The sequence below is a fragment of the Actinoplanes hulinensis genome (assembly GCF_019429605.1).
Lineage (GTDB): Bacteria > Actinomycetota > Actinomycetes > Mycobacteriales > Micromonosporaceae > Actinoplanes > Actinoplanes campanulatus.
Genome location: NZ_JAHXZI010000001.1, coordinates 637411 through 649471 on the forward strand (window position 1 = coordinate 637411; position 12061 = coordinate 649471).

The 12061-nt window shown below is 71.5% G+C and carries 12 protein-coding genes; 3 read left to right on the plus strand and 9 right to left on the minus strand.

The window, feature by feature from the left end; translation table 11 throughout:
• Window positions 1-17: 17 nt before the first annotated feature.
• Complete coding sequence (locus KZ829_RS03210) at window positions 18-1319, minus strand: DUF2252 domain-containing protein (RefSeq protein WP_220142309.1); 1302 nt, start codon at window positions 1317-1319, stop codon at window positions 18-20.
• 49 nt (window positions 1320-1368) lie between these two features.
• Here KZ829_RS03210 and hemC point away from each other — a divergent pair, with 49 nt between their 5' ends.
• Complete coding sequence (gene hemC / locus KZ829_RS03215) at window positions 1369-2286, plus strand: hydroxymethylbilane synthase (protein ID WP_220142310.1); 918 nt, start codon at window positions 1369-1371, stop codon at window positions 2284-2286.
• On the opposite strand, the gene KZ829_RS03220 is transcribed toward hemC, so the two are convergent.
• The 5 genes from KZ829_RS03220 to KZ829_RS03240 form a co-directional block, all read right to left on the minus strand.
• The gene (locus KZ829_RS03220) at window positions 2283-3554 is read right to left on the minus strand and encodes a vanadium-dependent haloperoxidase (protein ID WP_220142311.1); all 1272 of its coding nucleotides are present in this window, start codon (window positions 3552-3554) and stop codon (window positions 2283-2285) included. The genes hemC and KZ829_RS03220 overlap by 4 nt on opposite strands.
• A 110-nt stretch (window positions 3555-3664) precedes the next feature.
• Window positions 3665-4195 carry an NADH-quinone oxidoreductase subunit B gene (locus KZ829_RS03225; RefSeq protein WP_220142312.1) on the minus strand — a complete coding sequence of 177 codons (531 nt, stop codon included), beginning with the start codon at window positions 4193-4195 and terminating at the stop codon, window positions 3665-3667.
• 4 nt (window positions 4196-4199) lie between these two features.
• Window positions 4200-4451: a hypothetical protein gene (locus KZ829_RS03230; protein ID WP_246634912.1), complete on the minus strand. Its 252-nt coding sequence runs from the start codon at window positions 4449-4451 to the stop codon at window positions 4200-4202.
• 131 nt (window positions 4452-4582) lie between these two features.
• Window positions 4583-6001 (minus strand): pyridoxal phosphate-dependent decarboxylase family protein, encoded by a 1419-nt coding sequence (locus tag KZ829_RS03235; RefSeq protein WP_220142313.1) that lies wholly within the window; start codon window positions 5999-6001, stop codon window positions 4583-4585.
• Between the two features lie 28 nt (window positions 6002-6029).
• Window positions 6030-7406, minus strand: a complete 1377-nt coding sequence (locus KZ829_RS03240) for an MFS transporter (protein ID WP_220142314.1) — start codon at window positions 7404-7406, stop codon at window positions 6030-6032.
• A gap of 48 nt (window positions 7407-7454) precedes the next feature.
• On the opposite strand from KZ829_RS03240, the gene KZ829_RS03245 reads away from it, so the two are divergent.
• The gene (locus KZ829_RS03245; protein WP_220142315.1) at window positions 7455-8846 is read left to right on the plus strand and encodes a gamma-glutamyltransferase; all 1392 of its coding nucleotides are present in this window, start codon (window positions 7455-7457) and stop codon (window positions 8844-8846) included.
• A gap of 138 nt (window positions 8847-8984) precedes the next feature.
• Here KZ829_RS03245 and KZ829_RS03250 read toward each other — a convergent pair whose 3' ends face one another.
• A complete protein-coding gene (locus tag KZ829_RS03250; RefSeq protein WP_220142316.1) occupies window positions 8985-9908 on the minus strand; it encodes an NAD-dependent epimerase/dehydratase family protein in 924 nt (307 codons plus the stop codon).
• 101 nt (window positions 9909-10009) lie between these two features.
• On the opposite strand from KZ829_RS03250, the gene KZ829_RS03255 reads away from it, so the two are divergent.
• Window positions 10010-10693: a TetR/AcrR family transcriptional regulator gene (locus KZ829_RS03255; protein WP_220142317.1), complete on the plus strand. Its 684-nt coding sequence runs from the start codon at window positions 10010-10012 to the stop codon at window positions 10691-10693.
• 170 nt (window positions 10694-10863) lie between these two features.
• On the opposite strand, the gene KZ829_RS03260 is transcribed toward KZ829_RS03255, so the two are convergent.
• A complete protein-coding gene (locus tag KZ829_RS03260) occupies window positions 10864-11655 on the minus strand; it encodes a class I SAM-dependent methyltransferase (protein ID WP_220142318.1) in 792 nt (263 codons plus the stop codon).
• Window positions 11656-11698: 43 nt separating this feature from the next.
• On the minus strand, window positions 11699-12004 hold the full coding sequence (locus KZ829_RS03265; RefSeq protein WP_220142319.1) for an MGMT family protein: 306 nt from the start codon (window positions 12002-12004) through the stop codon (window positions 11699-11701).
• Window positions 12005-12061 lie beyond the last annotated feature (57 nt).

Below are 12061 nucleotides of genomic sequence, written 5' to 3' on the forward strand. Positions count from 1 at the left end.
CACCGGCGTTTCGTTGCTCACAGGCCGGGGAGGCGGCCGTTGCGGAACACGTCGACGAAGTCCTGGTGGTCCTCGCGGGCCTGGTCACCGTACCGGTGCGCGAATTCCACCAGGTGCCGGACGAACCCGGCCTCATCCTTGTCGACGACCGCGACGATCGCCTCCTCGGTGGAGAAGTCGACCAGGTCGTGGCTGGACTCGTCGTCGGCGACCGAGTGCATCCGGGCCACCGCGCGGCCCAGGTCGGCGATCACCCCGGTCAGTTCCTCCGGCTCGCTCACCTCGGACCAGTCGAGATCCGCGGCGTACGGGGAGACCTCGGCGACCAGCTGCCCCACCCCGTCCAGCTCGGTGAAGCCCAGCCACGGGTCGGCGTGCGCCTGGAGGGCCCGCTGCGACTCACTCGTCCGGTGGCCCTGGTGCTTGAAGTAGCCGCGCACCCGCTCGTCGTCGATCCACCGGGCGACGGCCGGGACCTGCGCCTGCTTCATGTAGATGATCACGTCGTTCTCGAGGGCCTCGGTGTGCCCTTCGAGCAGCAGGTTGTACGACGGCAGCCCGGCCGAGCCGATCCCGACGCCCTTGCGGAGCTTGATGTCCTTGATGTGCATCGCCACCGGCCGGGTGCCCTGCGGCAGGGTGCCCAGATAGCGGTCGAACGCCTCCCGGACCTTGGCGTGGGTGACCGTGTCCACCTCGTAGACGCCGTCGCCCATCGAGAACCGGCGGTCGAAGTCGTCGATCGTGGTCTGCTCGCCGAGCAGGTCGACCCGGGTGTTGAGCCGTGCCTGCTGGAGCACCCGCCGCAGCACACCGGTCGCGTTCTCCAGGGTGATCGAGCCGATCGCGTCGTCACCCCCTTGGGCGATGGCCCGCAACTCGATCAGGTACGCCCGCGCGAACGTTGTCACCAGCGCCGTGATGTCGTCGTCGGACAGCGCCTTCGAATACCCGATCAGCGCGACACTCGCCGCGAAGCGCTTCAGATCCCAGCTGTACGGGCCGACGTACGCCTCGTCGAAGTCGTTGACGTTGAAGACCAGGCGCCCGGACGAGTTCATGTAGGTGCCGAAGTTCTCGGCGTGCAGGTCACCGTGGATCCAGACCCGGCTGGTCCGCTCGTCGAGGAAGCTGTCGTCCCGGTGGTCACCGGTCAGGTCGGCGTAGAACAGCGAGGCACTGCCGCGGTAGAACGCGAACGGCGAGGCCGCCATCTTCCGGAACTTGCGGCGGAACGCGGGCGGATCGAGCGCCATCGGCTCACCGAACTCGCGGATGAGGACATCGATGATGAAGTCTGCTCGCGACTGAGAACCCATGCGGGTCACGCTACTCACCGATCCACCGTCAGCCGCTACCCTTTCCGCTATGCCCGCATCACGCCTGCTGCGTATCGGCACCCGATCCTCACCGATGGCCCTCGCTCAGGTCGAGCGCGTCCGCCGGATGCTCGCCGAGCGGCGACCAGAGGTGACCGTCGAGGTGGTGCCCCTCACCACCAGCGGCGACCGATGGCAGGGGGCGCTCTCCGAACTCGGCGGCAAGGGCGCCTTCACCAAGGAGGTCGACCAGGCGCTGCTGGACGGGCGGGCCGACCTGGCCGTGCACTGCGTCAAGGACGTCCCGGGCGACCGGCCGGCGCCCGCGGGCACCGTGTTCGCCGCCTACCTGAGCCGGGACGACGTACGGGACTGCCTGGTCCACCCCGGAGGGCTGAGCATCGACGAACTGCCGGCCGGGGCGCGCATCGGCACGTCGGCCGTCCGCCGCATCGCCCAGCTCGCCCTGCACTGGCCGCACCTGACCCCGGTGCCGATCCGCGGGAACGCCAACTCCCGCCTGGCCCGGCTCGACGCGGGAGAGTACGACGCGCTGCTCCTCGCGGTCTCCGGCCTGCACCGGATCGACATGCCTTCACGTGTCGGGCACACGATCGACGTCGACACGTTCGTGCCCGCCGTCGGCAGCGGGACTCTCGTGCTGCAGTGCCGGCAGGACGACGAGGCGGCGCTGGAGATCGCGGAGCTTCTCGCCGACCTGCGGACCGGGCGGGAGACCGAGGCCGAGCGGACCATGCTGCACATCCTCCAGGGCAGCTGCCATTCGCCGATCGGTGGCTACGCGCGCACCGAGCCGGACGGGCGGATCAGCCTGCGGGCCCGGGTGATCAGCCTGGACGGCAAGACCGTGCTGGACGCGCACGAGTGGGCCACCGACCCGGTGGTGCTCGGGACCTCGGTGGCCGCCTCGCTGCTGCGCCAGGGCGCGCGGGAGATCCTCGGCTAGTTCTTCATCGGGGCGAAGTTCCGGATCACCTCGCGGGTGGCGGCCGTGCCCAGTTGGTCGCCGAGGACGGTGGCGCCGCGGTAGTGCACACCCGCCCAGATCCGGGCCAGCTGCACCTCAGCCTGTGCCTTCGCGAAACTGTCGAAGTGGCGGGTGGTGCCGGAGGCCGGGCTGTAGGCGTGGAACGGCAGCCGGTCCCGGCCGAAGAAGGCCCGGAAACTGACCATCGTGGCCGAGGTGTAGCAGGTGTGCCCGGACGGCCACTCCGGCGACGGCGCGGTCACCCGCAGCGGCTGCCACGCCGGGTCGGCGGTCGTGGCCGGGTTGCCGTCGGTGTCGGCCAGCGGGATCGCGGTCACCGGGCGCCACAGGTTCCAGTGGCGTTTCTGCTGGTAGCAGGAGATCAGGGCATCGACGGTGGCGATATCGGTCTGGGCGAACAGACGGGCCGTCGCCAGGTTGCCGAGCCGCTGATCGGTGGCCAGCACCCGCCGCATCTCCCACTCGACCATGTGGAAGTCGTCCCACCAGATCGCCGCCTCGGTCTGGTCCGGCGTGCGGGACGTGCTGGTGGCCGAACCGAGGGACTTCACCTCGTTCAACTGGCGGGCGTAGCCGGCGCTCGCCAACGGGGGCGGACCGGAGACCCGGTAGCGGGTAGGGTCGCGGACCACGAACGGCTTGAGGAAGGCGTACCAGGCGCCGGACTGCACGAAGCCCGGCGGCGTGAGCCGGTATTCGCCCGGGACCTCGCTGACCGGCCAGGTCACGCTGGTGTCGAAGGCGCCGTCGCCGGTGCGGTCGGCGATCATCGCAGCCGCCGTGGCCTCGCCGACGGCTGTTCCACTGCGCTTCGCGCGACCGTCCGGGATCTTGGCCAGCTCTTCGTCGTACCGCGCGCGCAACGCGTCGGCCTGGGCCGGGAAGAGCGAGACCAGCACCCGGTACGCCGAGGCGGCGACCGCCGCGGGAACCGAATCGCCGCGCCGGCTCCGGGGTGACATCAGATACGGCTGGTAGGGGGCGCCGGCGATCGCGTTGACCGCGTCGAAGACGGCACCCTGCACCATCGCGAAACTTCGGGCCGCCGCGTTCGGCGTCTGCCGGCCGACGTCGTAGATGGCGGTCTGGGCGTGGATGTGCCAGGTGACGACGGCATTGGGTGTCGCGGCACCCCGCGCCGCGGCCGGTGTGGCCCAGTTGGGTGAGGTCAGCGCCAGCGCGGTCGCGATTATCGCGCCCAGCGTGCTGCGGAGAACGCGTGCCATGGAACCCCCGATCGGTGCTTCCACACGAACGGGGTTCAGCCTGCCAGCCCGAGCCCGACCAACCGCAAGGCATTGACGGACATCTTGCTAAGGGATTTACAGCCGCGGCCTCACCGCGCGTCTTGCGGCGGGCGGACGACCGGGGCGGTCAGCGCCAGCGGATCGGGCCGGTGGACGCCGCCCGGGCCGGACCGCTCGGCGGCGATCTTCTCCTGGAGGCGCAGGATGCCGTGCAACAGCGCCTCCGGCCGGGGCGGGCAGCCGGGCACGTAGACGTCGACCGGGATGATCTGGTCGACGCCCTTGGTGACCGAATACGAATCCCAATACGGCCCACCGCAGTTCGAGCAGGAGCCGAAGGAGATCACATACTTCGGCTCGGGCATCTGGTCGTAGAGCCGCTTGATGGCCGGCGCCATCTTGTCGGTGACCGTGCCGGAGACCACCATGAGGTCGGCCTGGCGCGGCCCGTGCGCGAACGGGATCACCCCGAGCCGCATAAAGTCGTGCCGCGCCATGCTCGACGCGATGAACTCGATCGCACAGCAGGCCAGCCCGAAGTTGAACACCCAGAGCGAATAGCGGCGCCCCCAGTTCAGCACGAACCGGATGGGTTCTCCGAGCACTCCAGGAAGGGCCACGGCGTCAACCTACTGCATCCGGGTACGGCTCGCTGAGCGTCATCGGCGTGCGCGCCACCTCGAGCACCCGCTCCGGGGGGTCCGGTCCTTCGGTGTAGTAGCGCGCCCGGGTCCGGCCGACCGGCACCAGCAGACCAGCGGCGGCCAGGTCCCGAAGATCGCGTTGCGCCTGCTGGAGGGTCAGTCCTTCGGCGTGCTCGTAGCGCGCCCGGCGGATGCGGCCGACCACCGCGACGTCGTGCAGTGCGGAGACCATCCGCTCGTCCAGGCCTCCCGACTCGACGAACGACGCATCCCCTCGATACCGGCCAGGACCTCCTGGTCGGCAGCGCTCAGGGCGGGCGTAGGAAACAGCATCACTTCAGCCTACTTGACGCAATGTATGCGTCATTGCGTCATTGGCCGCTGGAGGAAGCTCAAAAAGCCGGTAAGCAGAGCTTCCCGGAGTGCGGGAGACGCGGCGTTGAGGATGGAATTCACCATGGCCATCTGGGTGAAGTCGCCGCCGGCCAGGCCCAGGCCCTCGGCCAGGGAGGCGATCAGCTCCGGGGTGATCATCTCGGGGGTGAGCGAGGGCAGCTCGGGCAGCTCGATCGGACCCCGGGCCCTGGCCGCCTCGACCGCCGCGGTCAGGTCGGGGGCGAAGTCGGCGGCGGTCGCGCGGACGGCCGCGGTCACCGTGAGGTGGATGGTCGGCGGGAGGTCGGCATAGGCCATCTGGGGCTGGGTGTGCCAACCTCGGACCGCCAACTCGTCGGCCAGCACGAACAGATCGACGCCGTCGGCGGCCAGGCAGACCACGCTGGTCTCGGGTGGGGCGTAGAGGCGGACGCCGTCGGTCGCCTCGACCGCGGCGGCCAGCATCGCGACCGCCTCGCGGGTGCGGGTGGCCAGCTCCAGGTAGCCGGTGTCGCCGATGGAACGCAGCGTGGCGAAGGCCGCGGCGATCGGGCCGCCCGAGCGGGTGGACGAGATCACCGGGTTGATCATGGTGTAGCCGGGCCAGTCGGCGTAGGCGAAATACTGCGGGCGGCGCAGCGCCTCGTCCCGGTGCAGCAGGATCGAGACGCCCTTCGGAGCATACGCGTATTTGTGCAGGTCGACCGAGATGCTCGTGACGCCGGGCACGGAGAGGTCGAAATCGGGCAGGTCGGCGCCGAGCCGCCGCAGATAGGGCAGGATCCAGCCGCCGAAGCACGCGTCCACGTGGAATCGCACCCCACGCTCGGCGGCGATGGCCGCCAGCTCGGGGATCGGATCGACCACGCCGTGCGCGTAGCTCGGAGCGGAGGCCGCGACCAGCACGGTCTCCGGGGTGATCGCGGCGGCCATCGCCACCGGGTCGGCCCGCAGGTCCTTCACCGGCACGGTGTCGAGCTCCACCCGCAGGTAGTGCGCGGCCTTCGCGAAAGCCGCGTGTGCCGTGGCCGGGACGACCAGGCGTGGTCCGGCGATCTCGGGATGGGCGTCGCGGGCCGCCTTGACCGCCAGGATCAGCGACTCCGTCCCGCCGCTGGTCACGCTGCCGACCGTCGCCGGGCCGCCGTGGAGCACCGTGGCGGCCGCGGCGACCAGGGCGTTCTCCGTCGCCAGCAGGGAGGGGAAGGCGGTCGGGTCGAGGCCGTTGACGTGCGCGGACGTGGCGTGGGCGACCCGGGCCAGGTCGTCCACGCCGTCCAGAGCGGGGTCGTAGACATAGGCGAAGAGGCGGCCGCCGTGTGTCGGCAGGTCACCACCGCGCAGCTCACGCAACTCGGCGAGGATCTGCTCGCTCGGCACGCCCTTCTCCGGCAGCGCATTGATCATGCCCGCGACGCTACCCCTCCCGGGGCGCCTACTTCTCGGTTGTCCACACCGGCGAGTTGTCCACAGGCCCACCGGCCGCGCCGGTCCGGTCGTCGTAGCGTCGCAGCAACAGCACGGCCGCGCCGACCAGCAGGGCCGGGACGACCGTGAAACCCAGCAGCACGCCGAGCCGCGCCGTGTCGCTCTGCACGGCCGACTCGCCGGTGGCCGACGAGACGTAGCCGAAGATCTGGAGGATCAATGCGTAGATACCGGGGCCGAGCGCCAGCCCGAGGGTCTCCCCCGCGGTCCACAGACCGGTGAAGACGCCGGCCTGGCGGCGGCCGGTGCGCTCGGTGTCGTAGGCGATGCAGTCCGGCAGCATCGCCATCGCGAACACCTGCTGACCCGCGTAGCCGGCGCCGACCAGCGCGACGATGAGATAGACCGCGACGCCGGGCAGAGCCGGGGCGGCGAGCAGGACCAGGGCGCCGGCGGCGAAGAGCAGCGACGCGGCGACGAGCGAGCGGAGTTTGCCGTGCCGCTTCCCGATCGCCGTCCAGAGCGGCATGACCAGCAGGGCCGGGCCGACGAAGGCGGCGAAGAGGAAGGTCGCTCCGGCCTCCTGGACGATCACGTGGTCGGCGAAGTACTTGACGCCGGCCAGCATGGTGCCGATACCGGCCGCCTGCACGACCCAGCAGACCAGCAGAGCGAGGAAGGGGGCGTTGCCGGCCGCCACGCGCAGTTGGGCGCGGAGACTCGGCTCGGCGGCGGTGGCCGTGTGGGTGAGTGCTCCACGCGTACCGAAGAAGGTGGCGAGCGTGCCCGCGACGATGAGTGAGCCGATGAACGCGCCGGACCACCGGTGGCCCTCACGGCCGCCGCCGGTCAGGTCGACCACCAGTGGCGCGAGTGCGCCGGAGACCAGGATGGTCAGCGCCAGGACGGCGACCCGCCAGGTCATCAGCCGGGTGCGCTCGGCGTAGCCGTCGGTCAGCTCGGCCGGCATCGCCACGTAGGGCACCTGGAAGAAGGCGAAGGCGGTGGCGGCCGCGAGGAAGGCGAAGGCGACGTAGACGCCGGAGACGCCCCCGCCGGGGAACGGCGCCGCGAAGATCGCCGCGAAGAGGAGGCCCAGCAGCAGGCCGGCCACGAGCATGAACGGCCGGCGGGCGCCGGTGCGGTCGGAGATCCGGCCGGCCACCGGGTTCACGATGACGTCCCAAGCCTTCGGAAGGAGGACCAGCAATCCGGCGACACCCGCGGCAACACCGAGCGTGTCGGTCAGATAAGGCAGAAGAAGCAAACCGGGCACCGTGCCGAAGGCGCCCGTCACCACCGATCCGAGTGCATACCCAGCCAAAACGCCGCGGGGAAGAACACTCGTCCGGGTTACCTCGGGAGGGGGACCACTGGCCGTCATCGACGCGCATCGTAACCAAGATCGGGCGGTTTCTCCTACGCTCGCCGCATGAAAAGCGTTGCGGCCGGCGTCGCCGCCAGTCACCCGGCGACCGCACGCACGGGAGTCCGGATTCTGCAGGCCGGAGGGTCGGCCGCCGACGCGGCGGTGGGTGCCGTCCTGGCCTGTTGTGTCGCCGAAACGGTCTACACGGGGCTCGGCGGCGGTGGTTTCGCCACCTATTTCGAGGCGAGCACCGGCGCGGTCACCTGCCTCGATTTCTTCGTGGCGGTGCCCGGCCTGGACGGCGACCGGAAGCCGGAGGCGATGGTGGCGGTCGACGTGTTCTTCGGTGGGCTGCCACAGACCTACTCGATCGGCGGGGCGAGCGTGGCGGTCCCCGGGATTCCGGCCGGGCTGGGCGAGGTGCACCGGCGCTGGGGCCGGTTGCCGTGGCCGGAGGTGGTGGCGCCGGCCGCGGGGCTGGCGCGGACCGGGGTGCTGCTGCCCGCCGCGCACGCACGCACGCTGGAGTCGTGTGCGCCGGCGCTGGCGTACGGCGAGGGGGCGGAGCTCTACCAGCCGGGTGGACGGCTGCTCCAGGGCGACGAACTGCTCTTCCACCCGGGGCTGGCAACCGCGATGGACGCCCTCGCCGGTGACGGGCCGGAGGTGTTCTACACCGGGACGTACGCCGACGTGCTGGTGGAGACGGTCCGGGCGGCCGGCGGCACGATCGGGCCGGCCGACCTGGCCGAGTACCGGGTGTACGAGACGCCGGTGGACCACGCCACGATGGCCGGGTACCGGGTGCACGCCCGGCACGACCTGAACCGGACGGTCGACACGATCGGGGCGTTGCCGGACGACCTGTCCCGCCCCGGACGGGCTCCGGGGGTGGCGTCCGCGCTGCTCAACCGGGGTAAGCAGCGGCTCGGTGACACCACCAACGTGTCGGTGGTGGACCCCGAGGGGAACGCCTGCGTCATCACCACGACGCTGGGCCTCGGCGCCGGGGTGTGGCTGCCCGGCCTCGGCATCAACCTGAATTCGATGCTCGGGGAGGGTGAACTGCTCACCGACGATCTGGTGCCGGGGCGGCGGATGTCGTCGTACATGTGCCCGCTCGCGGTGATCGCCCCGGACGGTGGGCTGGCCGTGGCGGCGGGGTCGGCGGGGGCGTCGCGGATCCGTACCGCACTGGTCGACACGCTGCTCGGGGTGCTGGTCGACGGGCTGAGTGTGCCGGAGGCGATCGCGCGGCCGCGATTCCACGTCGTCGAGGACACCGTGCACGCCGAAGCCGGCTGCCCGCCCGCGGAACTCGCGGCGCTGGCGGACGCCGGCTGGCAGATCGTCGAGTGGCCGGAGATCAACCACTACTTCGGCGGAGTGACGGCGGTGGGCCGGGCCGGGGCGGCCGGCGATCCACGCCGCGGTGGAGTGGGCCTGCTGCTCTGACCGGGCACCGCGGTGGAGTGGGCCTACTGCTCTGACCGGGCACCGCGGCGACCGGGGCTGCGGCAACCCGCCCCGGTCGCGGGCGGCGGTAGCGCGGCCGCGCGGGACCGGCGGTGGGGTGGCGTTGAGCTGCCGTGGTCACATGCGGCGGGCGGCGATGGCTTCGGCGTCGGCGGCGGTTTCGCGGAGGGCCACCTCGATCGGGGTGGCGGTCAGGCCGAAGGTGCGCTCGGTGAGGGACGAGTCGAGGATGAACGGCGCATAGAACTGGTAGTCCATCTCGGCCAGCTCGCGGGCGATCGGGACGGCCAGGCCGGCGGTCCGCATCACGAAGCGCGGCAGCTTGCGGATTTTGATCTTGGGCTGGCCGGTCATCACGGCGTAGCGGTCGGCCAGTTCGCGGATGGTGATCGCGGCCGGGGACGGCACGTGCCACGCCCTGCCCCACGCCCGCTCGTCGGCGGCCAGCTCGACCAGGGCGCGGGCCATGTCGCCGGTGTAGGTGAAGGTGTGCGGCACGTCGACGTCGGCCGGCGCCCAGGCGGTGCGGCCCGCGTTCATGGCCGGGAGCAGGACGGCGGAGAAGATGCCCGCCGCGCCCGCGCCCAGGTAGTCGGAGCCGCGGGCCTCGACGGTGCGGACCCCGGAAGCCAGCGCGTCCTGCCACATCCGGCTGCGGATCCGGCCCTTGCGACCGGTCGCGGCCGGCGGGGTGCTCTCGGTCATCAGGCCGCCGGGCTGCGGGCCGTAGCCATACAGATTCCCGGTGATGGCGTAGACCGCGCCGGCCGACTCGGCCGCGGCGATCATCGCGTTGTTCATCGGGAACCACTTGGTGGCCCACTCGGTGTACTTCGGGTTCGCGCAGTTGTAGACGACCGCGGCGCCGGCGGCCAGCTCAGTGAGGCGGTGCGCGTCCGACGCGTCGGCGGCGACCCGCTCGATCAGCGGATGCTCCGGGCCGCCGCCGCTGCGGGTGACGATCCGGACGGTCTCGCCACGCTCGGCCAGCAGGCGGGCGACCGAGGAGCCGATGGGGCCGGAACCGACGACGAGGTGCATGGCGTTCTCCTTTGCGAGCAGTGCTCTCTGTCGAGAACAACAGTCGCATGAGATTCGATGAAAGGCAAGAGCACTGCTCTCGTTGTGGCACACTGGTCCGCATGAGCGCCGCCAACCTGCGGGCCCGGGTCCGGGCCGAGATGACCGAAGAGATCAAGTCGGTGGCCCGCCGCCACCTGGCCACCGACGGGGCCAACCTGTCGTTGCGTGCGGTCGCCCGCGACCTCGGCATGGCCTCGTCGGCCGTCTATCGGTACTTCGCGAGCCGGGACGACCTGCTCACGGCACTGATCATCGACGCGTACGACGCGGTCGGCGAGGCGGCCGAGCAGGCGGCGGCCGGCGCGGACAGTCCGCTGGAGCGGTGGCTGGCCGCCGGGCACGCGGCACGGGAGTGGGCGGTCGCCAACCCGCACGAATGGGCGCTGATCTACGGCAGTCCGGTCCCGGGATACGCCGCCCCCACGGACACCGTCGTGCCGGCGACCCGGGTGCTGCTACTTCTCGGCCGGACGATCGCGGAGGCGTACGAGAGCGGGGTGATTGTCGAGCGACCACCGCTGACCGGGCGTTTCACCGAAGAGCTCGAGCCGATCGCAGCCGCCTACCATCCCGGGGTGCCGCCGCGCGTCATCGCCGACACCATCGCCGCGTTCTTCCAGATCTGCGGCGCCATCAGCTTCGAGCTGTTCGGCCAGCTCAAGAACTCGGTCGAGGAGGACCGGCGGGGCTTCTTCGACTACCAGCTGCGCGCCGCGGCGACCCTGGCCGGGTTCACGCTGTGAGACGCGCGGATCGGGCCGGCCGGGCATCCGCGGCGACGCTATGAGGCGTGCAAGCCATGCCCGCCGGGCGTCCCCGGCGACGCTATGGGGCGCGCAAGCCGTGGCCACCGGGCGTCCCCGGCGACGCTATGGGGCGCGCAAGCCGTGGCCACCGGGCGTCCCCGGCCACGCTATGAGGCGTGCAGGACGTGGCCACCGGGCGTCTCCGGCGGCACGTCCGGGCGGCCGAAATAGCGCGCCGCCAGCGCTGCCGGGCCCAGGTCCTCGATCCGCGTGAAACCGCGCCCGCGCAGGTCGGCGGCGATCTCCTCGGGCTCGAAGTAGTTGAGCCACGGCTCGCCCAGCCGCGCGACCCGTTCGGCGCGTGCCTCCAGATGGGCGCGCCGTTCACCGACCATCCGATCGGGTGACTGCGCGTAGTCGAAGACCACCTCGTGCCCGGCCGTGACGTCCAGCGTCGCGGCGAACCCCTCGGCGGTCAGGTAGGGCACCACGCCCAGCCAGAGGAAGAAGGCCGGACCGTCCAGCGGCAGCCGGCCGGCCAGTGACTCCTTCTCGAAGTCGACACCGATGTGACGCACCGTGTCCGGCACGGCGATGCCCGCCGCGGCCAGCCGTTCCCGCTTCCACTCCCGCGTATCCGGATGATCCACTTCGATCACCGCCAGACCCGGGTGCGGGTTGCGGTAGGCGAACGTGTCCAGGCCCGCGCCCAGCACCACCACCTGCCGCACGCCACGATCCACGGCAGCGGCCAGCGCGTCCTCCGCGAACCGGTGCCGGGCCGCGATGAACAACCGCATGCCGCGGCGTGGGGCGTCGGCCAGGAGATCCGCCTCCGCTTCACCCAGCATCGGTACGGCCAGAGCGTCCGCGAAGATCGAACCGCCTTCGAGCAGCTGATGGGCGGCGCGATAGCGGGCCGCGCTCCACGCTGTACGGCTCGGCGAACCCGCTTTCACCGCACACCTCGCCGCACCCGCGCACCCGGCGCGGACCGGCCCGTCACCAGGGCATCCAGCCGGCGTCGGCCATCAGCACCCGGTCGCCGCGCATCGGCACGCCCTCGGCCGTCAGCAGCGCCCTGGCCCGCGCCTCATGACCGGGTGGGAGCCGGCCGCCACCGCCGCACACCCGGTGCCACGGGACACCGCCGCCGTGCAGCGCCATGATCCGGCCGACCTGGCGGGGAGAGTTGCGGCCGGACCGGTCGGCCAGGGCCTCGGCGATCGCGCCGTACGACATGACCCGTCCCTCGGGGATGCTCTCCACCAGGGTCAGGACCTCTTCGACGTACTCCTGCGGTGTCATCACCCGCCACGATATGGGATCTGACAACGATCGACACCGGCCTGCCGAGCACAATGG